Origin of the sequence: Acinetobacter sp. YH01020, assembly GCF_013420275.1 — a bacterium.
Classification (GTDB): domain Bacteria; phylum Pseudomonadota; class Gammaproteobacteria; order Pseudomonadales; family Moraxellaceae; genus Acinetobacter; species Acinetobacter amyesii.
The window spans coordinates 18490-42466 of sequence record NZ_VOYN01000030.1; the positions used below are offsets into that span (position 1 = coordinate 18490).

A 23977-nucleotide genomic window follows, 5' to 3' on the forward strand; every position below is an offset into this window, starting at 1 on the left:
CCCTAGTGAAAAATAGGTCTATCCAAAGGTGGTATTTCATTGCACAACAGCCTGCACCGTACCATTTTCAACTTTGAATAATTGATAAGAAATAGATAAATCATGTAAGTGTTTTTGCACTGAATCATGGTCTAAAGTGGTAATAAAAACTTGACTACCAAGATGGCTTAAACGCTCAATTAAACGCTGTTGTGCGGTTAAATCTAATTCTGCTGTCAGATCATCTAATAATACCACAGTTTCCTTATTACAAGCATGTAGCATTGCAATCTGTGACAGTTTTAACGCCATGATCAATAACTTTTTTTGCCCACGAGAGAGCACAACATCTGCATCCCCCATAGCGGTTTTTAACCTTAAATCTGCACGGTGCGGACCATACTCAGTATAGCCACGTTCGCAGTCTTTAAAGTGCTGATTGGTCAGATCATTCAACAGCCCTGTTTCGGCATGAAAGCCTGCACTATATTCCAACGTCACTGTTAAATGCGGCAATAAGGCTTGGAGATCTTGTTGGAAATATCGAGTCCACTGTTCCACCACATTACTGCGCAGACTATGTAATATCTCACCATAATCACTGAGCATTTTGTTCCACGGTTCTAAGTCAGACAGACTCAAATGACGTCGTGATTTCAGCAAACTATTCCGCTGTTTTAATGCCCGTGCATAATATTGCCATGCATGGTAAAACTCCGGTTCCACGTGGAACATCAACCAATCTAAAAGTTGACGTCGTGGCTTCGCACCATGATCAATAATATCGGTACTTTGTGGATCGATGAGTTGTAGCGGTAAAATCTTGGCCAACTGCCCTTGTGTCCCCACAAGGTCGCCATTGATTTTTATCACTTGCTCGCCCGACTGCATTTTTTGCATACCAATGCGGTCTGTTGCAGACTGCGCAAAGACGACAGCGTCAGGGCTGTTATTTTGAATATAATTTTTCGGAATATGGGTTCGAAAAGAACGTCCAGTTGCCAGCAAATGTACTGCTTCTAATACAGAAGTTTTGCCTGAACCATTTTGCCCATAAAAGACATTAAACGGTTGCAACCCAGAGAGTGCAACCGTCTTTAAATTTCGAACACGTTCTACATGTAAACGCGTGATATGCATAATAATTGAGACGTCAGTCCGAATTAAACACGCATTGGCATCACAACATAGGTTTGATCTTGTTGTTGTGGATCTTGTACCAATACAGATTGGTTGGCTTCTGTCATGGTCATTGCAACATCATCACCATCCAATACATTCAGAACTTCCAATAAGTACTGTGCATTGAATGACATTTCCATCGGTGCATCAGCATATTGAATTGCGAGATCTTCGATAGCTTCATCTTGCTCAGGGTTATTGGCACGAAGTTGTAAAGTGTCCGCATCAAACTTCAAGAATACGCCGCGCAATTTTTCATTACTTAAAATCGCCACACGTTGTAGTGATTGTTTAAATACATCATGTGCAATGCGCACATTTTTATCACCACCACGTGGAATCACACGGCGGTAGTCAGGGAATTTACCATCGATCAATTTTGTGGTGAAACGTACGGTAATATCACCCTGCTCTTTATCACGGCTGGCAATGGTAATCGTTACATTTAATAATTCACGACCAATTAACAACGATAATTGCTCGTCTTCAACACTCAATAGACGCTGCAATTCACCTACAGCTTTACGTGGAACAATCGCTTGCATTGCTTGTGTCGCATTCGAGCTTGCCACTGTTTCACACATCGCTAAACGGTGACCATCGGTCGTTACTGCACGCAATTGATTTTCATCAATTTCAAGCAAAGTACCCGTCAAATAAAAACGCACATCTTGAACCGCCATGGCAAAAGACGTTTTTTCAAATAAACGCTTTAACTCACGTTGAGTCACACCGACTTGAGTGCCTTGAGTATTTTCAGTGGTTAATAATGGATAGTCTTCTGCAGGCAAAGTACCCAATACAAAACGACTGTTGCCCGATTTTAAAATACAACGTTGATCTTCAGTAATTTGCAAATCAATCAATGCCGCTGACGGTAATGATTTACAGATATCCATCAATTTACGTGCAGGAACAGTCGTCACTCCTGCTTGTAAACATGCACCTTCAGTAAGTGGTGTGCTTGCAACCAGTTCAACTTCAAGATCTGAACCGGTAATGGTCAAAGCTTGCTCAGTTACCTGTACTTTTACATTGGATAAAATATTTAAGGTATGGCGACGTTCAACCGCTCCTACGACATGTGATAGAACATTCAGTAAGCTTTCTTTCGCGATTTTTAAACGCACGATACATTCCTCTAAAAACTGAAGATAGACAAAATAAATTAATTTTTTAGCAGTGTACTATGCGGCAGAATATACCGCATTGCAAGAACAGAATTTGAACGAAAAGACTTAACTTTGCAGCAGACGTTGCAAGTTTTTATAGTCCTCATTGAAGATTGGATCTTCTTCACGCAGGCTTTGTACTTTTTCACAGGCATGCATCACAGTACTGTGGTCACGATTACCAAAAGCCATACCAATTTCAGGGAAACTATCCCCTGTCAGTTCACGTGCTAGCCCCATAGCCAACTGACGTGGACGTGCATAAATACGTGTACGTTTTGGACCAACCAATTCTTTCAATGGAATACGGAAATATTCACTCACCACACGCTGAATGTTTTCAGTACTGATGGTGCGCGCACGAATTGCCAACACATCTTTTAACGATTCACGCACCACATCTAGATCGATTGGGGTGCCTTTAAAACGAGAAATGGCTACGACTTTATTCAGCGCACCTTCTAGTTCACGGACATTAGCAACCACTTGTTGAGCAATAAACAGCGCACAATTCCGTGGAAGTTCCACCCCATTGCTTTCCGCTTTTTTCAGTAAAATTTCAATACGGGTTTCAATATCAGGCGGTTCAACACCCACCGATAAGCCCCATGAAAAACGTGAAACCAAACGTGGATCTAGCTCAGTCAGTTCTTTTGGATAACGATCTGAGGTTAAAATGATTTGTTTAGATTCATCCAATAACGCGTTGAAGGTATAGAAAAACTCAACTAAGCTGGCCTCTTTACCCGCCAACAAATGAATATCATCCACCAATAACAAATCTAGCGAACGACAGTTTTTCTTGAATTCTTCGACCTTACCTTGCTGTAGCGAGCTCACAAAGTCTTGTACAAAACTTTCAGCCGTCATGTACATCACACGTGCATTCGGCTTCGCTTGCAATAATGCATTACCTACGGCTTGCATTAAATGGGTTTTACCTAAACCAGTCGGTCCATATAAAAATAACGGGTTATGCTGCGAAGCACCGGGCTGCGTCAAGACTTTACGACAGGTTTCTGCCGCCATCTGATTGGAACGGCCTTCAACAAACAAGGAAAAGGTAAATAATGGGTTAAGCTGACGCTTACGGTTATTTTTTGAAGACGTCTCTTCTTTTTCTTTTTTAGGACGAGTCGGTGCCGATACTTGTGGTGTTGACTCTAATGCTGCGGTGGTTGTTGCTGGTTGTTCAGCTGCAGATAAAATTGCACCAGGCCGTGAATCAACCAAAATCTCAACTTTACGTACCCGACCTTCAGACAACTGTTCCGCTAAAATTGAAATCAGTTCTAAATGGTGCTCTTGAATATAGCGCGTCCAATACGGATTCGGTGCATAGAGTTTTAGACTATCACCTGCATCTTCTGCCACCAGTGGGCGTATCCACATTGTATAGACATTTCCTGAAAGCTCTTGTCGCAAGCGAGTTAAGCAGTCTGTCCAAAGCATGTGAAACCCCTATTTCAGTCCATTGTACGTAAAAAAATAATTCAACCCCGCCTAAGCGGGCAGCCATTCTAACCATCTTATCCACATCTGTCATGAACAAATCAGTCGAAATCGATCAAAAAAACGCAAATTGAGTTTAAATTTAAATTTAAATCACGTGTGGATAAGTTTATCCGCAAGCTGTGGATAAATTGTAGCACAAAGTTATCCACAAACTATCAAAATTATAAAAACATCGTTATCCACAATATAATTATTTGTTTTTTAAATCTAAAAATGCGTTTTCCACAGAAAATATCAACACTAATAGTAATAAATTTAAATTTTAAAATTTGAATTTATTTATAAGATCGACCCATTCTGGGGATAACTCGAGGGTTGGTTTAAATTCAAATTTAAATTCATAAAAACCAATTCACAAATTCGAGACTGTGGATAAATCTGTGAGTAAACTTGAAGATAATTTAAATAATTAACATATACAATGATTTAGTTTGTGAGTATTTTAATTTAAACCTTTATAACTGATTTCTAATCCTTATATTATCTTGATATATCACAGCCTAGATTTTGAAAGAAAGCGTGTTTTTCATTGACAGCTCAAGCAATGAGCACTAAAATCGCGAACCTTTACTGAAAGATCATTTTTGGAGTTTCGATATGAAACGTACTTTCCAACCTTCTGAGTTGAAACGTAAACGCGTTCATGGTTTCCGTGCTCGCATGGCTACTAAAGCTGGCCGTCAAGTATTAGCGCGTCGTCGTGCGAAAGGTCGTCACAGCTTAACTGTTTAATTTCAGTTAAGACTGTCAAGACTTGGGTGTTATGACAACACTTTACGGCTTTAGCACAGATGTGCGAATACACTGTGCTGCCGATTATAAAAGTGTGTTCGATGGTGCGCTTTTTAAAGTGCATCAACCCCATTTCTTATTTCTAGCAAAAATCTCCGAACAGCCGAATAGCCGTTTGGGTATTGTTGTTGCTAAGAAAAAAGTGCGCCGCGCACATGAAAGAAATCGAGTAAAGCGACTTGCACGCGAAAGTTTTCGCCTGCATCAACAGCAGTCTAATGTATTAGATATTGTCGTTATGCCAAAAATGGGCATAGAGGCGGTACCGAATGCAGAGTTGCATCAGCAATTACAATTTGCTTGGCAAAAATTGCAGCGCCTTGCAAATAAGCATAAAAAAATAGCTACCTCCCCACAAGCGTAGAGATGACCAATGGTTCGTTTACTGCATTGGCTCATTCGTTTCTATCAGATTGCGATTAGTCCTTTATTGGGACCACGCTGTCGTTATATTCCAACATGTTCTCAATATTCTTTGGAAGCAGTCCATCAACATGGTGCTGTACGTGGAGTGTGTCTAGCTGTTCAGCGTATTTGCCGTTGTCATCCTTGGGGCGGTTCAGGCTATGATCCTGTTCCATCAAAAGCAATTCGTTTTATTTCATTTCAGCAAATAGATTCTCAAACGCTTCACGTTGCTGTACCCTTTCGTGAACGTTTATTGAACCAAAATCACTCTAACCACTTGGGGTAATACCTATGCAACAATGGGCCAGGATTGCAATTCTAGGGGCCATGTTTGTTGTCGCATATTTGCTCATTTTGGCTTGGCAGAAAGATTATGGAAATGCGGAACAAAAACCTCAGCAAAATGCTGCGGTAGTAACGCATGAAGTATCTGCCGATTTACCAAATGGCCAGACAGCTACGGCTGCTACTGATGTGCCGCAAGCAAATAATGCTGCTACACAACAAACAACAGATGCCACTGCACCTGTTAGTCAACAGTTAATTTCAGTACAAACTGACCTTTACCATCTTTGGATTAATCCAAAGGGTGGCGATATTGTTCGTATTGAATTACTCAATCATGACAAAAATAAAGACAGCGATGAACCGTTTGTAATGCTTGAAAGCGATGCAAAACGGACTTATGTTGCTCAGTCTGGCTTAATTGGTCTTAATGGCCCTGACAGCAATCCGAAAGGACGTCCGACCTATGAGATTGAAAAATCTTCATATACGTTAAATGACGCAAAAGCTGTGAAGGGTAAAGATGGCCAAACAGCAAAAGTTTTGTCAGTACCAATGGTTTATAAAACAGCAGATGGTGTAGAGGTTATTAAAACCTTTAACTTCACTGAAGGTGAATACCCTGTTGTTGTGAATCATAAAATCGTGAACCGCAGTGCTCAGAACTGGCAAGGTCAGATGTTTGGTCAGCTTAAACGCGACAACTCTGAAGATCCAGGTAAATCTGATCAAGGTATTTTCACTTTAGGTACATTCCTTGGTGGTGCATGGGGTACGCCTGAAGAACATTACAACAAACTTAAATTTGCCAACTTCAATGAAGAAAAATTGAATGTTGAAGCAACTGGCGGTTGGGTTGCAATGGTTCAGCATTACTTCGTGAGTGCGTGGATTCCTGGACAGATCAAATTAACGCAAGCCAATGGTCAGCCTTATGCTGCGAAACTTGAGTCACGTAAATCTACTGATGATATGAACATTATTCAGTTCACTTCACCTGCAATCAATGTTCCTGCAGGAACTGTGGCAGAAGTAGATGCAACGTTCTATTCAGGTCCAAAAATCCAATCTGAATTAAAAGAATTGGCGGTTGGTTTAAACCAAACTGTAGACTACGGTTGGTTGTGGCCTATTGCGAAATTATTGTTTGTCGGTCTTGAGTTTTTCCACGGTTTAGTGGGTAACTGGGGTTGGTCAATTATTCTATTGACGATTCTGGTGAAACTGATCTTATGGCCATTGTCGTCGAAGAGCTACCGCTCTATGGCGAAAATGCGTGTGATTGCACCTGAAATGCAACGCATGAAAGAAGAGTTCGGTGAAGACCGTATGCGCTTCTCGCAAGAAATGATGGCATTGTATAAACGTGAACAAGTGAATCCACTGTCGGGTTGCTTGCCGTTATTGCTCCAAATGCCGATCTTCCTTGCTTTGTACTGGGTATTGATGGAGTCTGTTGAACTACGTCATGCGCCGTGGTTAGGTTGGATTCAAGATTTATCTGCGATGGATCCATGGTTTATTTTGCCGCTATTAATGGGCTTGACCATGTTCATTCAGCAAAGTTTGAACCCACAACCGGCTGATCCAATGCAGGCGAAAGTCTTCAAAATCATGCCAGTGATCTTTACGGTATTTATGTTGTTCTTCCCTGCGGGCCTTGTGCTTTACTGGATCTGTAACAACAGTATTACTATTCTTCAACAAGGTTTGATTAACAAATCAGTTGAAAAAGACCGTTTAAAACGTGAAGCGGCTGACTCAGCAAACTAAGCATTGCTGATGGGCTGAATAAATCCGCTTAAGATGGTAATCTTAGGCGGATTTTTCTTTATCTGTCGTTTGAAAATTTTTAGGTGAATTTTATGTTAAACCGAACCACCATCGCAGCAATTGCCACACCGCCGGGTCGTGGTGGTGTCGGCGTGATTCGCCTGTCTGGTCCCAAATCTTATGCCATTGCAGAAGCATTAACGCAGCAATCCCTACCTCAAGCTCGTTTTGCTGGTTTCCGTAAGTTTTATGATGCATCGAATGAAATCATGGATGAAGGTTTGGTGATTTGCTTTCCAAATCCGCACTCTTTTACGGGCGAGGATGTGGTGGAGCTTCAAGGTCATGGCGGCCCCGTTATTCAAAATGCATTATTGGCACGGTTACTTGAATTGGGTGCTATTGCTGCAAAAGCGGGCGAATTTTCAATGCGCGCCTTTGAAAATGGCAAAATGGACTTGGTGCAAGCCGAGGCGATTGCCGACCTGATTGATGCCACCTCACAAGCAGCGGCACGTTCTGCGGTACGTTCATTACAAGGTGCCTTTTCGAGCAAGGTTAATACGGTGCTAGAAAAACTTATCCATTTGCGTTTGCATGTGGAAGCAGCGATTGATTTTCCTGAAGAAGAAATCGACTTTTTGGCGGATGGTAAGATTTTGGGCTTATTGGATGAAGTGGCAAGCTCGGTCCATGCTGTACAGCAGTCTGCTCGTCAAGGTCAGTTACTACGTGAGGGTTTACAAGTGGTGATTGCCGGTAAACCTAATGCAGGTAAGTCATCTCTACTCAATGCTTTGGCGGGTGTGGAACGTGCGATTGTGACGGATATTGCAGGTACGACACGTGATGTTTTACATGAAAAAATAAGCCTCAATGGTTTGCCGATTACTTTGACCGATACCGCTGGTTTACGTGAAACCGGTGATATCGTCGAAAAAGAAGGGATTCGCCGCGCAATTAAAGAAATTGAGCAAGCTGACTTGTTACTTTTGGTCTATGACTTAAGTCAGGGCGAAGATCCACTGCAATTGGCTCAAGCGTACTTCGCGGATCATATTGAACCGAAGCGTTTGATGCTGATTGGTAATAAATGCGATTTGACGGGATCTACCGCAGAAATTACCGATTTAAACGGTTTTCGACATATTCGTGTTTCGGCTAAACAAGAAACCGGCGTTCAAGCGCTTATTGATGCGATTACAGCGCATGCAGGCTTTCAACCAGAGGAAGATACCTTTATTGCTCGAACACGTCATTTAGATGCAATGAAGCGCACTCAGCGCTATCTTGCAGAAGCACGTGAGCAGTTGGTGGTTTATCATGCGGGTGAGTTGGTAGCCGAGTCTCTACGTTTGGCGCAAAATGCCTTAGGTGAAATTACGGGTGATTTCAGTGCAGATGATTTACTCGGGAAGATTTTTGGATCGTTCTGTATCGGAAAGTAATAAAACGATTGAGCTCCTCATTTCACCTATGGATAGATCCATCCAAAGCACGATGTTCGAAAACATCGTGCTTTTTTTACATCGTTTAGCGAGGGTTTGAGCCCAAAATGATTTTAAAGATCGTTCTCAGCACATCTTTCATTTTCATCCCATAAAAAGGATTGATTGCTGCTCTTTTCGATGCGGCTTCAACTTTGACTTTGAGTGTTGCATAGTCTGGAAATTGTTGCTGTTGCGAAGATTTTTCGACCGCTGACAAAATATCAATTAAAAAAGCACGATTGATTTTTGAACTTAATGGAATGGATTGATACCACTGTTTTTCAAAGCGACGATCTAAAAAGATATCGGGAATTTCGGGGCTAGTGGCATAAAACATGGCTTTGGTGCGCATACATTTGCTGCATTGACCACAATTTTTAGGTCGAGCCGTATAGTTCACACAGATCGACAGGGTTTGTAAATCTAAGTTCGATTGGCTTAAAAATGCGGTTTTTTGTGATCGCGTGACATCATCGTCGAGGGTGATTAAGACCCCCAGATCGGTTCTTCATCAATCGGTTGGATGCCGTATTTGAGCCATAGGGATGAACGAATAATTGTTGATCTAAACGGTAATCGGCTGAAATTCGATATTGCTGGTAATGTTCAAAAATCGAAGCGCAGGAAAACAGCGAAAAGATATGTGTGACATGCGAACCTTTAGGGTTACAGCCATATTTACTGTACAGCGCGTAAGCATCAGTTTTTACCACGCGACTTTGCTTAAAAACTTGGCTTCTAAAACTATGGGTCTGATCCATTAAGGCCTGAAATTTTTCATGGTCATCAAATTTATAATCCATTCCATGCACAGTGAGACAATCAGAGTCTTGTCCATTTTCAAGAAAAGCTTTGTATGTACTATATGTGGAGTCAATCCCACCGCTAAAAAAGCTTAAATTTTGAGTGGGTTGGTTTGCTGGTGGTGTTTGAATGATTGATGCAGCACTGAGCATGACTGGTTGATATAAATCAGGTAACCAAGCGGCCCAGACCGTTGAAACCTCACGTGCGGAGTGGAGGGTTTGTATTGAAATAGGTCCTTCTACATGCAGCGGGATGCCAAGGCGCATAGCAATGGGTAAAAAGCCCCAAACGATAAAATCATAGGTTTCTAATTGCGGTAAGGATTCAAAGGGTAAAATATAGTGAATATTCCCGTATTCGCTGTTGGCGATGATTTGATTTTCTGCAGTGTTAATTTGACATTGAATTTTTAGCATTTTTTAAAATTTTTGAATCACATCACACAAGATCTTAATTTAATTTGATTGATTTTTATAGGGTTTCTTAATTGTTTTTGGGTTTAAGAAGCACCCAATACAAGATGCTTCTTGAATAAGTTTAGTGGTTAATTGGTGTTCAGACTGCGGTGCCAAAGCAATAAGCCGATACACAATAAACCTACGCCAATACAAAAACCTAAAACACCGACCATCAAGCCAAAATGATCAGATAAATAACCGGCCGCAATAATTGGAATAATGGTGCCTAGATATCCAATAAATAAATAGGTCGAGATCACCGCAGCACGGTTTTGATTGTTGGTCATTTGATGAACTAAGCCAAATGCGCCTAAAAGCCCCAGACCATGACCGACACCCACTAAAATATCGCTAATAAAAAACAATGCACTCCAGTGTTGGGTCATACATAGGGCAAGAAGTGCATAGCTCAGTATTAACACCATTAAGCCGGCATTGACACATTTTTCAGAAGGAATCGATTTCGCCATAAATTGCACGACAGCGGAAACCAGCAAGATACTTGCAATGGCACTACCACTGACCAAAGGGCCATGCCATGGGATCGCATCTTTGACGAAAGAGGGTGCGAGTGATGCAAATAAGCTAAAAGAGCCAAAGGCACAAAAGGCAGTCAGTCCGGCGATATAAAATCGTGAATGATCACGCTTTTCAGGCAATTCCAAATGTGGTGCCACTGAAAAAGGCTGTGGCTCAAAGTTCGGTGTGCGAATAAAAAACAACCCAATTAGACATGCCAAACCCCCAAAGATCACAGGGATATAAGGGGTGACTAAAGGCTGTTCCGAAAATTGGGCAATCACCCCACCAATAAATGGGCCAAGACCAAAACCAATCACGGTAATGATTGAACTCAGCTGCGGTGCATTATTTTTATGCTGTTCAGGAATGGTATAGACCAAGCCAAGCATGGCTGAGGTGCTAATTAAACCCGAGGCAATCCCGATAATAAAGCGCCCGATAGATAACCACAGTGCATTACTGGCAAACACTGATAAGCTTAAACCTAAGATGATGCACGCCATACCGATTTGCAGGGTTCTTAAAAAACCAAAACTGTTACTGGTACGACCTAAAAACAGCAAGGTCGCTAGGCAACCAAACATGTAGGCAACAAAGATATAGGTGATATGACTCGGCAGCAGTCCCCAAAGTTGTTGATAAATGGGATACAGAGGACTAGCTAGCGCTGTACCAATAGTGCCCATACAGAGTGCAAGGCTCACCATGATAAACGGTCGCCAAGAGGGAGATGTGGTCATTTTAAAGTCGCAGAGGTACAGCCAATAGGGTCAATATTGTGCTGTATGAGAAAGAAGAATATATGGACTCAGTTTAATGCCGATTGTTTTCCATGGTCAAATCACAGTTGTAACGTTATCCATAGCGTTTAAGCAGTTTTACAAATTCTTCCAGTTCTGCTTCATTGATTTCAACATCTTGAGGCAATACATGATGGCGTAAATGTGCTTCGATTAATTCATTCATTAATCCATTTACAGCACCTTTGATGGCCGCAACCTGTTGTAATACCTCAATACACCCTGCTTCGGGTTGCTGTAAAGCCAGTTCAACCGCATTGACCTGACCTTGTAGACGTTTAACCCGATTTAAAATCTTTTTGTCCTGATGTAAATGACTCAACACTTTCTCCCGAAAATAAATATACTATGGGGGAGTATATTTAAGCATAGAACCTAATGAAAACTTCCCCATCCATCCGAATTCATCATCATCAATTTGATGAAGGTAATCCACTCGCACAAAAACGGATCTTAATTGCCACTATTTTAACGGCAGTCATGATGTTGTTAGAAGTCATTGGCGGTTGGATTTTTAATTCGATGGCATTATTGGCAGATGGCTGGCATATGAGTTCACATATGTTGGCATTAGGCTTGGCCTATTTTGCCTATCGTGCGGCACGCCACTATGCTCAAGACGCTCGTTTTAGCTTTGGAACTTGGAAAATTGAAATTTTAGCGGGCTATAGCAGCGCGATATTATTGATGGTTGTTGCTGCATTTATGGCTTTTCATTCGGTGGAACGCTTATTCAACCCGGTCCAAATTCATTATAACGAAGCAATCCCTATTGCGATTTTAGGTCTGGTGGTGAACTTGATCTGTGCTTGGTTATTGCATGATGACCATCACCATCACCATCACCATCACCATCACCATCATGAGCATAGCCATGAGGAGCAGCATGATCATCATCACGATCTCAATCAGAAAGCAGCCTTCATGCATGTGGTTGCTGATGCGGTGACTTCGGTATTGGCGATTGTGGCTTTATTTGCCGGAAAATGGATGGGTTGGGGATTTTTAGATGCGCTATTGGGGATTGTTGGTGCAGTGCTGGTCGGTAAGTGGGCCATTGGCTTGATGAAAGAAACAGGACAAACATTACTGGATGCGGAAATGGATCACCCTGTCGTTGATGAGATCCGAGAGGTTTTAATGCAATTGCCTGTCGACGTCGATGTGACCGATTTACATGTGTGGAAAGTGGGTAAAGGTCAGTTTTCATGTATTGTGGCTTTAGAAACCAGTCAGGCATTGAGCGCAGATGAAGTGCGTCAAGCGCTGTCGATTCATGAAGAAATTGTACATGTGTCTGTTGAAATTAATTCACCTGATGCAGCTTAATATGTTCCACGTGAAACGGCATGTAGCTATTGCGTAATGAACTGAAAAAAGCCCAAGACTTTCACGTGTTAAGGCTTAGAATGCTGAATCAATTAAATGTTGAAGTTCGGTCTATGTTGAAAAAAATATGTGCGTTGGCGTTGAGTACCACCCTTTCGACTTTTGCTTTGGCAGATGCGGCACACGTTCAAAAGCTCTTGGCAGAAAAGCACCCCGGTTTAAAAATTGAGAATATTCAAAGTACCGAAATGCCGGGCATATATAGTGGCTTTGTTGAAGATCAAGTTTTGTATTTGAGTGAAAATGCGGATTATGTGATCGCAGGTTCTATGATTCGTTTAAAAGATCAAAAAAATCTGACCAAACAATTGATCCTCAGTCAGCAAAAAACTGAGTGGAATAAACTTCCATTACAAGATGCGATTAAAACAGTCAGGGGGAATGGGAAGCGCCAAATCGCGATCTTTTCTGACCCAAATTGCCCATATTGTAAGAAGCTTGAAGTAGAACTGGCAAAACTCAATGATGTGACCATTTATACTTTTGTCACAGCGATAAAACCACAGTCGTTGGCGCCATCGAAGCAGATTTTTTGTGAGTCAAACCCTGCTATGGCCTGGAATAATTTAATCAATAAGGGAATTCAACCGAAGTCAGCGAAAAGCTGTGCAAACCCGATTGAGCGAAATTTAAAATTAGCAAAAAGCTTAAAATTAAATGGTACACCGGGAATTGTGTTTGCTAATGGTTCGATTTTAACAGGTGCATACCCGACTGCTGAATTAGAATCAATTTTAAAAGAGATTAAATAATTTCAAGCTGTACGATGAATAAAGTACAATTAAAAAAATACCCGTCTATAGGCGGGTATTTTAATGGCGTTATAAAAAAAACTAGACACGGGTTTTTTTCGTAACGAGATTATAGATAAACAACACGATAATCGCACCAATAACGGATGCGATAAATCCAGCGGCAGAATTTTCTCCATATAGACCTAATAAACGTCCGCCATAGGTCGCAAGTAAGGAACCTGCTATCCCGAGAAGGGTGGTCATAATGAAACCCGCTTTGTCATCTCCAGGATGGATCGCACGTGCAATTAAACCAGCAATAAAACCAACAACAATCGCAACAATGAGTGACCACATAGTAACTCTCCTTTTGTTATCATGTATTTGTTTTTTACGACATGTTCAATCTTTATCTTTAATCAAAACTAAGCTGAGCTACAGCCTAAACATGCAAAAAACTGTTGTTTTTTTGTTCTGAAATAGCCAGAAAAGTAAAAAAAAAGTGGCCTTAGGCCACTCTTAAGTATCTGATCTTGCTTAGAGACCAATTTCGCCAATAAATGGAATGTGACGATATTTTTGATCATAGTCCAGACCATAACCTACGATAAATTTATCTTCGACTTCAAAACCTAAAAATTTCACTTCGAGTTCAATCTCACGACGTGAAGGCTTGCTAACCAAAGTACAAAGCTCGATTGAATTTGGATTGCGCGTCTGTAAAATTTCTAAAACTTTGCTTAAGGTATTTCCTGAATCGATAATATCTTCAACCACCAAGACATCTTTATCTTTAATGTCGCCGTCTAAGTCTTTTAAGATTTTTACATCACGAGTAGATACGGTCCCACCGCCATAACTTGAAACGGTCATGAAGTCGAGTTCATGCGGTTTTGAAATTGCGCGGCAAAGGTCAGCCATAAAAATAACAGAACCGCGTAAAAGACCGATTAACACCAACTCTTTGTCGCTGTTAGCATAGTGTGCATCAATTTTTGCGCCAAGCTCTTTCACTTTAGCTTGAATTTCTTCAGTGGAAATCAGTACGCTCATTTGAACAGACATGGGTAGATACCTAAAAAAGCAAATCAAAAAAATAAAAAAGGTGTTGACTTGCAACACCTCTAAAGATGAACCAATTTTAATACATCTGGCTCGCAGATGCATCTTTTTTGCCGTTGAAAATGTAATCAGTTTTTCTTGGAAGTGCTGTCACGCTTGAGTAAGCACAGACAAGCGACGGTAATCAGTCCAATTTTCAACGCTGTTTTTCGTCTCGGTCGAGCCGTTTTATGCTTTGACATACGCACATTGTCCAAACACATAGGTGGCATGGATATTACGATCATCACCCATCAGCATGAGGGCAAATAAAGCATCTTCCAGATTTTTGGCACGTTGTTGACGTAAGGCTTGTAAAGCCGTGGCATTTAAATCGAGCACCACAAAATCTGCTTCTTTGCCCAAATCAAAGTTTCCAAGTTTGTCCTCTAGATCTAAGGCTTTTGCTCCCCCTAAAGTGGCATGGTACAGCGCTTCAAATGCGGACAGTTTATCGCCTTGAAGTTGTTGAACTTTGTAGGCTTCATTGATGGTTTGTAGTTGGTTAAATGAGGTGCCTGCGCCAATGTCTGTGCCTAAGCCGACTTTCACCTGTTTTTCCCATGTTTTCTTTAATGGAAATAAACCACTGCCTAGGAACAAGTTCGAGGTTGGACAAAACGCGATTGCAGAGTTGGTCTGATGCATACACTCCCACTCGGCATCTTCCAAATGCACGCAGTGCGCAAACACGGAACGTGATCCGGTCAGACCATAATGATGATAAACGTCCAAATAGCCGTTTTGCTCAGGGAATAATGATTTGACCCACGCGATTTCATTTTTATTTTCACTTAAATGCGTATGTACATAGACATCAGGATACTCGGCTTTTAGCTCCCCTGCCCGTGCCAATTGTTCAGGCGTTGAGGTTGGGGCAAAGCGAGGCGTGATGGCATACAGGTTACGGCCCTTGCCATGCCACTTTTTGATGAGTGCTTTGGAGTCGTTATAGCCACTCTCTGCAGTGTCACATAATGCTTCAGGGGCATGTCGATCCATCATGACCTTACCGGCAATTAAGCGCATCTGATGCTGTTCTGCAGCTTTAAATAAAGCATCGACCGATTGTGGATGAACGGTACAAAAAACAAGAGCTGTTGTAGTTCCGTTTTTGAGTAACTCGTTTACAAAGAACTGTGCAATTTGCTCTGCATAAGCCGGATCTTCAAATTGGATTTCAGTTGGAAAGGTATAGGTATCGAGCCATTCCAATAGCTGTTCACCATAAGCCCCCATCATTTCCGTTTGTGGATAATGAATATGGGTATCGATGAAACCCGGAACAATCAATTGATCAGGATAATGCTGTACTTCAACCTGATCTGGGAGATGGTGTTGGCCCTCAGACCATGGACCGAACCATTGAATTTTTCCGGCTTGCGTAATTAGCAAACCATCTTCGAAATAGCGCACTTGGTCGTGAATTTCACGTGCTTGGGCAACTGTATTCTGAATATCTAGAAAGCGACCACGGATCGCTGTAGATGCGATAACAGAAGACATGACATACCTGCAGTTTAGAATTTTTTCGGTTGATTGTAGCCCAATTTGGTTCAAAATACCGTTAGAGTATTTGTGAAAATGTGTTCTAAAAAATAGAACAGTTGTTTATAAGTGATTCTGTTTTTTTGTTCATTGTATTTGATTTGAATAATACAAAAGCATTGAGCTGTATACATTGCATCGATGAATGAATAAAGACCATGAGTCGCAACGCTTGCTATATTGATCTCAAGAGCGCCCTTTAAAAAACGATAATGAACCCTTTAGTGAACATGAGCTATTCAGACCAATTAAAACATGACCTATTTCAGCATCAAGGCATCATGCAGATTTTACATGCCCTGTATGCCATAGATACACAGGCTTATTTGGCTGCAGGCGTGGTTCGTAATTTGATTTGGTCACAGCGACATCAACAACAAATACAGCTGATTGCTCCTTTGGGTTTAGATGATTTATTTGAGTTAAATGTCCGCTGGAACCCACGTTTAGTCAGTCAGGCGACTTTTTTGCAGCGTGTGCAGCAAAAAAAATTTTTACAACGCTGGCCGAAACTCAAACTCTTGATGACGCCTAAAGCTTAGTTCATGGCTTCGTGTCAGAATAAAAAGCCTTCTCGAAAAGAAGGCTTTTATTTATCTAAGCGTTTTATAGTGTGGTTTCATGGTACTTCTTGCTGTGTCGGATCGATAACCACGCAGTGATGGCTAAGGTCACTACAATAAAGCCGAGTGAAATCCAAATTGGCATGTGGAACACATCGAGCAACAGCATTTTAGCGCCAATAAACACGAGGATAATGCCCAGACCATACGGTAAGTAATGCATTTTCGATGCAGCACCAGACAAGAGGAAGAACATAGCACGTAGACCCAAAATCGCCATCAAGTTTGCCGTCAGTACAATGAACGGGTCAGAGGTAACCGCAAAGATTGCTGGGATTGAGTCCACCGCAAAAATCACGTCCGATGCTTCAACCAAGATCAACACTAAAAAGAGCGGCGTTGCCCACAAGACACCATTTTGACGAACGAAGAATTTATCTTCATGCATTTGAGGGGTAATACGCATGTGTTTACGTAGCCACTTCAAAATTGCCATATCTTCGATATCTTTGTCGTCTTCGTCTGAACCCTTAAGGAATTTAAAGCCGGTATACACCAAGAACGCACCGAAGAAGTACAGCACCCAAGAGAATTCTTGAACGAACCATGCCCCAATAAAAATAAAGATGGTACGCAGCACAATTGCACCAAGGACACCGTAGAGTAACAGTTTACGCTGCAAAGCAGGTGGAATGGCAAAGGCAGCAAAGATCATGAGCCAGACAAAAACGTTATCAATTGCGAGTGATTTTTCGAGCAGATAACCAGCGAAATATTCCATGACTTTGGTGTTTGCAACAGCGACACCAGCGGTTTGCTGTAAGTAGAGCCACAGTGCACCACCGAATAAGGTAGCCACAGAGACCCATGCAATACTCCAATAGGCAGCGGTTTTGACTTTGATTTTTTGGCCTTTGTTATTTTTAAAGCCTAAAAAGTCGATGAGTAGCATGATGGTGACTAAACCGAAAAATGCCAGATATAGCCATAATGAGCCAATCGTTTCCATGTGTATTCTCCACATCTAACAACCAGCCATAAAAAAACCTCGACCAGTTGCCAGACGAAATAAAACGCCTGAGACAACATGATCAAGGTCTTGCCTACATCGTACTGTAATGATTTGCAGCAGCGATGCTCAGATACCGACTTTTTGCAAAGTGTAATGACGATATTCTGACACGTAAAACAAGGTTTACGTTTGGAGGAGGCTACTCCCCTTGTTCAAATTTTGTTTTGGACACTGTCCAAATATGCGGCAAAGCATGACAGTTTTTAGTACAAAGTGCAATCGGCAATTTGTGAATTCATTTAATGTGCCACAGGAGGGTTAAAATCACCACGGTGTACTAACGCTAAGGCTAAAAGTGTGCCGATCACGGCGATGATTCCTCCGATCACACCAATATAACTCAAACCGAAATGAACGCTGACGATACCGCCCAAGAGTGCACCACCGCCAATCCCGACATTATAAAGTCCTGAATAGATAGCCATGGCGACATCGGTGGCGTCGGATGCGAGATGTAGTGTCTTTGACTGTAATGCGAGACTAAATCCAATGATACTCATGCCCCACAATAAGCACACTGCACTTACACCTGCAAAGCTCAAAGAAACAGGAAGCAACAGCAGCATGGATAAAGCCAGTGTGGCTGTACTCAAAGGAATCGTAACTTTAGGATATTTTCCACCAAATTTCCCGAACAGATAAGAACCTAGAAAGCCTGCTGCACCAAAGATTAATAGCAACGTGGTGGTTTGCATGGAACTGAATGCAGCAATGTTGAGTGAGAACGGTTCGATATAGCTATATGCGGTAAATTGCGCGCTAATGACGATAATGGTTAATGCAAAGACCATCATTAAGCTTGGACGGCGAATAAACTGTTTTAGGCTGCTCAGCGAGCCAGAGTTCAAACTCGGCAGTATTGGCAGCGTTTTGGCTAAAATCAGGCAAACGATACTGGCGCCAATGCCAATCAGAGCAAAGGTATTTCGCCAACCATAGGCTTCTCCAACCATCCGCCCAAACGGAATACCGAGAACCATTGCCAAAGCTGTGCCTGTGGCCAAAAGACCCAAGGCCTGAAATTCTTTGCCTTTCGGCGCAACACGAACTGCCAGCGACGTAGTAATGGACCAAAAAAGTGCATGCGAGAAAGCAATGCCAATTCGACTGAGCAATAAAGTATTAAAGCTCCATGCGAAATACGACAGAATATGGCTGACAATAAACACCATAAATAAGCAAATCAGGAGCGAGCGACGTTCAATATTTTTGGTCAATAACATGATCGGCAAAGAAATCGGCGCAACCACCCATGCATAGAGCGTAATCATGATGCCGACATCGGTCGCGGCTAAATTAAAGGTTTTGCCAATATCGCTGAGCAATGCGACAGGTACAAATTCAGTGGTATTAAAAATAAATGCTGCGAAAGCCAAAGCAATCACAGCCGTCCAAGAGCCAGAAGAAGCCGTTTCGGAGGGAGAGGCAGACATGAGTGTCTTCAAATAAAAAAAGTGGCATATTTTACTATGCTCTATACACAAGCAGGAACCGATTTAAGCCCTGTACATGCGGTTTAAATTAATACAAAAACAACAGAGTTGACCTGCATTACATGCCAATTTATAAAAAAATGGAGGAAATTTAAGATGTTTGTACAACAAGATGATGATCAAAAAAAAGGAGCTTTCTTTGTTGAGCAAGATGGGGAGCGTTTGGCAGAGATGACTTACTCATGGGCAGGCGATGATAAATTTATTATTGATCATACCGATGTCAGTGATAGCTTGCGAGGCCAAGGTGTTGGACGACATCTCCTCGATGCAGCAGTGAATTTTGCTCGGGAAAAGAACGTGAAAATTATTCCACTCTGCCCTTTTGCAAAATCTGTATTTGATAAAGATGAATCGATTCGTGATGTTCTACGCTAAATTGTTCAGCGTGATGTGGATTAATCATTTGGATAAATAAAAACAGCCTGATGGTATTGCAATCAGGCTGTTTTTATTTGAAATCTAGTTGTGAAGTTGAATTAAGATCGTGATTTATACAGCGATACAACCAAGCATGCTGCAGCAATCAGTAATACAAAGATGGCGATGATATAAAGGTCCATAATAAAAATATCCGGCAAATGTGATTTAATTGTTTTTTAATTAATGTGAAAGGTGTACGGATTTATTATCACCTACAGTTGAATATAGGTCGTTTAAGTTCTGTACCAATCACTTTCTCGTTTGTTACACGGTGTATTTTTTCATAAAAAGGAAGAAAAAACAGTGACTATGCAACATCAAGATAATGGTCAAAAAGGTGAATTTTTTCAGTTAAATGCTGAGGGTGTACGCCTTGCAGAAATGAGTTATCTATGGCGTGATGAACATACCATTGTGGCAAATCACACGTGGGTAGATGATTCCTTACGTGGGCAAGGGGTTGCTCGTGTACTATTGGATCATTTGGTGGAATTCGCTCGTGAGAAACACTTAATAATTATTCCAACCTGTTCTTATGTAGAGGTGATGTTTCGCCGAGACAAGACATTAGCCGATGTTCAAGCCTAAAAAAGCCCGCGATGCGGGCGTTTTATCAGTATGAAAATTTAAAAACTGCTTTGTGCTCAATTGAGCTTGAGTTTCAACACCGTTGATGGTGTTTTGACGATATGTGGCCACAATTGTAACAAAATCGAGCAGATCAATATTCCTAAAACCAAGCTTAAACACATGATATTTAATAAAGCAAAATCATTCAGCACGAAATAAATACTGCCAATGGTCATCATCATTAGTAAATAAATAAGATAGTGAGGAATCACGGTGCGCAGTGTTATTCCTAAAATAAATGAGCAAATAACGACATTAAAAAAATCTGAAACGCCAAAATTATTCAGTATGATCAAGGCAGCAAAATATACACAAGTGATCGATAAAAAAATGAGTAAATTTTTAAGCATGGTCGGCCTCTTTATTCATCTTCAAATGGAAATAATTTCATTGTTTTAATATGTATAAGTTTAAAAAAATGAAGGTGATATCGGTATACGTGATCTTGGTTTTGTGTTGTAAGTTAAAAAGCACATTTGATTAAAAAATATACAAATATTTACTCATCCTGTAGCGCTTTCTACGTTAAAATCGTGCAAATACTTTAAGAATAAACACAATGATACAACTCTGTTATGCCAGTACACGTGTAGAACAACAATTTGATTTAATACAAGATTTAAGTGATATTTTGGTAAGAGCCCGCAGCTTCAATAACGAACAGCGTATTTTTGGCGTGCTGTACTATGCCGAAGGCCGGTTCTTCCAATGCCTGCAAGGTGAGCAAGCGGCTCTCGAACAGCTTTTTCAGCATATTGCGAAAGATACTCGCCATAGGGATATTGTGCGTTATCCTGATCAAAATATTGATCAAATCGATTTTTCAAAATGGTCGATGAAATATGTCAACCGACATAGTGAAATTGCTAGTTTGTTTCAGCGCTTTGGATATTCAAGCTTTCAACCCGACGTGCTCAATCTAGAACAAATTCAGGCGTTTTTAACGACATTGTTAAGATTAGAGAATGTTGAACAGCCGGTTAAGCTGGATTTAGGCTATAAAAACCGAGGCTATCAGCATTATTTTTAAGCTGAGTGTGAATAAAAAAAAGCCCGCGCAGCGGGCTTTTTTTTATTTTATCTAGTGGGTTTAGGCTTTTAATGCACTGATCAACTTCTGATGTAAACCACCAAAACCGCCATTCGACATAATCACCACAGCATCGCCCTCGCCTGCCTCGCTTACGATGGTTTGAATGATGTCATCCAGTGAACGAGCCACCACAGCTTTATTCGTAGCAGCTTCAATCACAGGCTGTAGATCCCAATCCAAACCTTCAGGTTGATACCAAATCACTTCATCCGCTAAGCGTGCAGAATGTGCAAGGCCATCTTTATGGCTACCCATGCGCATGGTGTTAGAACGTGGTTCGATTACCGCCCAAAGCTTACGTTGACCCAGACGCTTACGCGCACCTTCTAACGTGGTATCAATCGCCGTTGGGTGATGTGCAAAGTCGTCATACACTTCAATGCCACGGATTGTGCCCAAAAGCTCCATACGACGTTTTACACCGCCAAAGTTTGAAAGTGCTTCGCACGCCGTTTCAATCGAAACACCGACATGTTCAGCCGCAGCAATGGTTGCCAAAGCATTGGCTACACTGTGTTGCCCAGTCATATTCCATTTGACTTCGCCTTTTACCACACCGTGTTGTAATACTTTGAAGTGAGAACCATCGTTCGATAGTTGTTCTGCGTACAGTTCAGACTTTTCATTGGCATCTAAAGATGTACGCACTACAGGTGTCCAGCAGCCCATTTCCAAGACTTCATCAATATTTGTCTCTGTGATGGGCGCAATGATACGGCCTTCACTTGGAATAGTACGCACTAGATGATGGAATTGTTTTTGAATCGCCGCCAAGTTGTCGAAGATATCGGCATGGTCAAATTCAAGGTTATTTAAAATCGCAGTTTTTGGATGATAATGCACGAACTTCGAACGTTTGTCGAAGAATGCAGAATCGTATTCATCGGCTTCTACACAGAAGTATTTTCCACCGCCTAAACGTGCACTCTCAGTGAAACCCAATGGCACACCGCCAATCAAAAAGCCTGGTTCTAAACCTGCTTGATCGAGGACCCAAGCGAGCATGGTCGTTGTTGTCGTTTTACCATGGGTGCCTGCAACACCTAAGACATGTTTACCTTGTAGCACGTGGTCTGCAAGGAACTGTGGGCCAGAAATATAAGGCAGGCCTTCGTTCAGCATGTATTCCACTGCATCAATGCCACGTTTCATTGCATTGCCGACAATCACGAGATCTGGGTGTGGTTGAAGGTGGCTACGGTCATAGCCTTGCATTAAGGTAATGCCTGCATTTTCCAATTGGGTAGACATTGGTGGGTAAACGTTTTGGTCTGAACCCGTCACCTTATGTCCTAAATCACGCGCCAAGAGCGCCAATGAACCCATAAAGGTGCCACAAATACCCAAGATATGCAGATGCATTCGTTCTAACTCCACTGCTTTTATCGACACATCACTTTGTTATTGTGGTGTTGTCATTATAGATTTGGTTGAAAAGGTTAATTTCATTTGAGAGCAACCATAGCAAGGGTCTTAGCGAAAAGATAGATTTTTTTGTATGAGATCGTGCAAAAAGATTGAGCACGTAACTGATCAAATGTACGCAATTTTCTTGAGGATAAAAACACGGAAAATAGGCGCGAAATCATGATGAAAAACGTACAATAAGCGCAATTTTTTGCGATCTTGATTGCTTATGTCACTTGCCCTATTTTTATTGATTATCTCCAACTGTTTTATGACTTTGGCCTGGTATGGACATCTGAAATTTCTACATGATGCGCCGCTCTGGCAAGCGATTTTATTTGGATGGGCTATAGCATTACTCGAATATAGTTTTATGATCCCAGCAACGCGACTGTTGGCCAAACATGGGTGGTCTTTGGGTCAAATGAAAATCACACAAGAAGTCGTGACGCTATTGGTCTTCGTTCCATTTATGATTTTCCTTTTTAAACAACCCTTTAAGTTGGACTATTTGTGGGCAGGTTTATGCCTTTTTGGATGTGTCTATTTCGTGTTTCGCAGTGCTTAACTGATCCAATGCTGCATGGCTCTGATCATTTAAGTGAGGCGTGTTTGCAGGCATTTTTGAGGACTTTACTAAACTCACGGTCTCGTGGAGTGGGATCTTCATAGTCAAAGGCATAATCACTCTCATTGGTTAGTACAGTCTTTGACCGTCTGCTTCAAAGTCCATGAGTGCAAAACCAAAGCTTTGGTCATCACAATACACACGATATTCTGAAATTGAATACATGTTATCACGGCCATCATCTGCTTTGTAATAGCCTGTCATCTTGAACGACTCACGTTCATCAATGATCGATTTGCCAGTGACTAAAAATTTTTCGTGGATGTAGCCATTACTCTTAATCTGGCTGTTATAGCCTTTTTGTTTCTGTAAGAGGTTAAATTCTATTTCAAATTGGCTGGTATTGAGTTGAACCAGTTGGGCAAAACTCTGAGAGCTTAAGGCTAAAGTGAGCAGGATGAAGATCTGTTTCATCTTTAAAGTGTCTTATAAATATTGATTTAATAAAAGTTTTTATAAAATTGAAAAAAATAAAAATAATTTTATAAAAATATTATGGAGTTTTCTCTTTAAAGACAACCGTTAAATTTTATCAAATGGAGCTTAAAACTCTGTCCTTCAGGTCAGAGATATAAGCGACACGACCTGAAGTGTCGTTTGATTTAACTAAGGACTATTTTCCTTGAGTTTTGATTGTTAATATAAGTACATGAAAACCCTTAAATTACGTATAAAAGACAAACATTGCAAGGTGTTAGACCAACTAGCATCAG

The 23977-nt window shown here is 41.3% G+C and carries 26 protein-coding genes; 12 read left to right on the forward strand and 14 right to left on the reverse strand.

Going from position 1 to position 23977, the window contains the following annotated elements:
* Positions 1–36 precede the first annotated feature (36 nt).
* The 3 genes from recF to dnaA all read right to left on the reverse strand — a co-directional run bounded on the left by recF (position 37) and on the right by dnaA (position 3785).
* Entirely contained in the window at positions 37–1119 is a 1083-nt protein-coding gene (gene recF / locus FTT85_RS11780; protein WP_180005502.1) for a DNA replication/repair protein RecF, read from the reverse strand.
* A gap of 23 nt (positions 1120–1142) precedes the next feature.
* Entirely contained in the window at positions 1143–2291 is a 1149-nt protein-coding gene (gene dnaN, locus FTT85_RS11785) for a DNA polymerase III subunit beta (RefSeq protein WP_180005503.1), read from the reverse strand.
* A 108-nt stretch (positions 2292–2399) separates the two neighbouring features.
* Positions 2400–3785: a chromosomal replication initiator protein DnaA gene (dnaA, locus tag FTT85_RS11790; RefSeq protein ID WP_180005504.1), complete on the reverse strand. Its 1386-nt coding sequence runs from the start codon at positions 3783–3785 to the stop codon at positions 2400–2402.
* Between the two features lie 660 nt (positions 3786–4445).
* Here dnaA and rpmH point away from each other — a divergent pair.
* The 5 genes from rpmH (at position 4446) to mnmE (ending at position 8554) form a co-directional block, all read left to right on the forward strand.
* Positions 4446–4580: a 50S ribosomal protein L34 gene (rpmH, locus tag FTT85_RS11795; RefSeq protein WP_000831329.1), complete on the forward strand. Its 135-nt coding sequence runs from the start codon at positions 4446–4448 to the stop codon at positions 4578–4580.
* A 31-nt stretch (positions 4581–4611) separates the two neighbouring features.
* Positions 4612–5004, forward strand: coding sequence for a ribonuclease P protein component (gene rnpA / locus FTT85_RS11800; RefSeq protein ID WP_078189509.1), 393 nt, complete (start codon positions 4612–4614; stop codon positions 5002–5004).
* A gap of 9 nt (positions 5005–5013) precedes the next feature.
* The gene (gene yidD / locus FTT85_RS11805; protein ID WP_078189510.1) at positions 5014–5334 is read left to right on the forward strand and encodes a membrane protein insertion efficiency factor YidD; all 321 of its coding nucleotides are present in this window, start codon (positions 5014–5016) and stop codon (positions 5332–5334) included.
* 5 nt (positions 5335–5339) lie between these two features.
* Complete coding sequence (gene yidC / locus FTT85_RS11810) at positions 5340–7106, forward strand: membrane protein insertase YidC (RefSeq protein WP_180005505.1); 1767 nt, start codon at positions 5340–5342, stop codon at positions 7104–7106.
* Positions 7107–7198: 92 nt separating this feature from the next.
* Positions 7199–8554 carry a tRNA uridine-5-carboxymethylaminomethyl(34) synthesis GTPase MnmE gene (gene mnmE / locus FTT85_RS11815; protein WP_180009134.1) on the forward strand — a complete coding sequence of 452 codons (1356 nt, stop codon included), beginning with the start codon at positions 7199–7201 and terminating at the stop codon, positions 8552–8554.
* A gap of 85 nt (positions 8555–8639) precedes the next feature.
* Here mnmE and FTT85_RS11820 read toward each other — a convergent pair whose 3' ends face one another.
* The 4 genes from FTT85_RS11820 to FTT85_RS11835 all read right to left on the reverse strand — a co-directional run bounded on the left by FTT85_RS11820 (position 8640) and on the right by FTT85_RS11835 (position 11505).
* Positions 8640–8948: a hypothetical protein gene (locus FTT85_RS11820; RefSeq protein ID WP_180110248.1), complete on the reverse strand. Its 309-nt coding sequence runs from the start codon at positions 8946–8948 to the stop codon at positions 8640–8642.
* A 118-nt stretch (positions 8949–9066) separates the two neighbouring features.
* The gene (locus FTT85_RS11825; RefSeq protein ID WP_180110249.1) at positions 9067–9819 is read right to left on the reverse strand and encodes a hypothetical protein; all 753 of its coding nucleotides are present in this window, start codon (positions 9817–9819) and stop codon (positions 9067–9069) included.
* Between the two features lie 128 nt (positions 9820–9947).
* Positions 9948–11123: an MFS transporter gene (locus tag FTT85_RS11830; protein WP_257232156.1), complete on the reverse strand. Its 1176-nt coding sequence runs from the start codon at positions 11121–11123 to the stop codon at positions 9948–9950.
* A 115-nt stretch (positions 11124–11238) separates the two neighbouring features.
* Entirely contained in the window at positions 11239–11505 is a 267-nt protein-coding gene (locus FTT85_RS11835; protein WP_180009138.1) for a metal/formaldehyde-sensitive transcriptional repressor, read from the reverse strand.
* Positions 11506–11561: 56 nt separating this feature from the next.
* Here FTT85_RS11835 and dmeF point away from each other — a divergent pair, with 56 nt between their 5' ends.
* Together dmeF and FTT85_RS11845 are read left to right on the forward strand one after the other, a co-directional pair.
* Positions 11562–12512, forward strand: coding sequence for a CDF family Co(II)/Ni(II) efflux transporter DmeF (gene dmeF, locus FTT85_RS11840; protein WP_180065698.1), 951 nt, complete (start codon positions 11562–11564; stop codon positions 12510–12512).
* Between the two features lie 113 nt (positions 12513–12625).
* Complete coding sequence (locus FTT85_RS11845) at positions 12626–13324, forward strand: DsbC family protein (RefSeq protein WP_180110255.1); 699 nt, start codon at positions 12626–12628, stop codon at positions 13322–13324.
* 81 nt (positions 13325–13405) lie between these two features.
* Here FTT85_RS11845 and FTT85_RS11850 read toward each other — a convergent pair whose 3' ends face one another.
* The 3 genes from FTT85_RS11850 to guaD all read right to left on the reverse strand — a co-directional run bounded on the left by FTT85_RS11850 (position 13406) and on the right by guaD (position 15913).
* Positions 13406–13663: a GlsB/YeaQ/YmgE family stress response membrane protein gene (locus tag FTT85_RS11850; RefSeq protein ID WP_180027157.1), complete on the reverse strand. Its 258-nt coding sequence runs from the start codon at positions 13661–13663 to the stop codon at positions 13406–13408.
* A 180-nt stretch (positions 13664–13843) separates the two neighbouring features.
* A complete protein-coding gene (gene hpt, locus FTT85_RS11855) occupies positions 13844–14371 on the reverse strand; it encodes a hypoxanthine phosphoribosyltransferase (RefSeq protein ID WP_078194457.1) in 528 nt (175 codons plus the stop codon).
* A 225-nt stretch (positions 14372–14596) separates the two neighbouring features.
* Positions 14597–15913, reverse strand: a complete 1317-nt coding sequence (gene guaD, locus FTT85_RS11860) for a guanine deaminase (RefSeq protein WP_180109496.1) — start codon at positions 15911–15913, stop codon at positions 14597–14599.
* 272 nt (positions 15914–16185) lie between these two features.
* Between guaD and FTT85_RS11865 the strand changes: the two genes are divergently transcribed.
* Complete coding sequence (locus FTT85_RS11865; RefSeq protein ID WP_180005554.1) at positions 16186–16497, forward strand: nucleotidyltransferase family protein; 312 nt, start codon at positions 16186–16188, stop codon at positions 16495–16497.
* 64 nt (positions 16498–16561) lie between these two features.
* Here the strand turns inward: FTT85_RS11865 and FTT85_RS11870 are convergent, their stop codons facing one another.
* Entirely contained in the window at positions 16562–17527 is a 966-nt protein-coding gene (locus tag FTT85_RS11870) for a TerC family protein (protein ID WP_180183617.1), read from the reverse strand.
* 302 nt (positions 17528–17829) lie between these two features.
* The gene (locus FTT85_RS11875; protein ID WP_180183618.1) at positions 17830–19023 is read right to left on the reverse strand and encodes a sugar transporter; all 1194 of its coding nucleotides are present in this window, start codon (positions 19021–19023) and stop codon (positions 17830–17832) included.
* Between the two features lie 132 nt (positions 19024–19155).
* Between FTT85_RS11875 and FTT85_RS11880 the strand changes: the two genes are divergently transcribed.
* The 3 genes from FTT85_RS11880 to FTT85_RS11890 all read left to right on the forward strand — a co-directional run bounded on the left by FTT85_RS11880 (position 19156) and on the right by FTT85_RS11890 (position 21166).
* Complete coding sequence (locus FTT85_RS11880; protein ID WP_347269446.1) at positions 19156–19461, forward strand: GNAT family N-acetyltransferase; 306 nt, start codon at positions 19156–19158, stop codon at positions 19459–19461.
* A 306-nt stretch (positions 19462–19767) separates the two neighbouring features.
* Entirely contained in the window at positions 19768–20094 is a 327-nt protein-coding gene (locus FTT85_RS11885; protein ID WP_257225408.1) for a GNAT family N-acetyltransferase, read from the forward strand.
* 601 nt (positions 20095–20695) lie between these two features.
* Complete coding sequence (locus FTT85_RS11890; protein WP_180050952.1) at positions 20696–21166, forward strand: BLUF domain-containing protein; 471 nt, start codon at positions 20696–20698, stop codon at positions 21164–21166.
* A gap of 60 nt (positions 21167–21226) precedes the next feature.
* Here the strand turns inward: FTT85_RS11890 and mpl are convergent, their stop codons facing one another.
* Positions 21227–22591, reverse strand: a complete 1365-nt coding sequence (gene mpl / locus FTT85_RS11895) for a UDP-N-acetylmuramate:L-alanyl-gamma-D-glutamyl-meso-diaminopimelate ligase (protein WP_180022934.1) — start codon at positions 22589–22591, stop codon at positions 21227–21229.
* A 274-nt stretch (positions 22592–22865) separates the two neighbouring features.
* On the opposite strand from mpl, the gene FTT85_RS11900 reads away from it, so the two are divergent.
* Positions 22866–23204 carry a DMT family protein gene (locus FTT85_RS11900; protein WP_078189529.1) on the forward strand — a complete coding sequence of 113 codons (339 nt, stop codon included), beginning with the start codon at positions 22866–22868 and terminating at the stop codon, positions 23202–23204.
* 129 nt (positions 23205–23333) lie between these two features.
* On the opposite strand, the gene FTT85_RS11905 is transcribed toward FTT85_RS11900, so the two are convergent.
* On the reverse strand, positions 23334–23678 hold the full coding sequence (locus FTT85_RS11905) for a hypothetical protein (protein WP_228157220.1): 345 nt from the start codon (positions 23676–23678) through the stop codon (positions 23334–23336).
* Positions 23679–23977 lie beyond the last annotated feature (299 nt).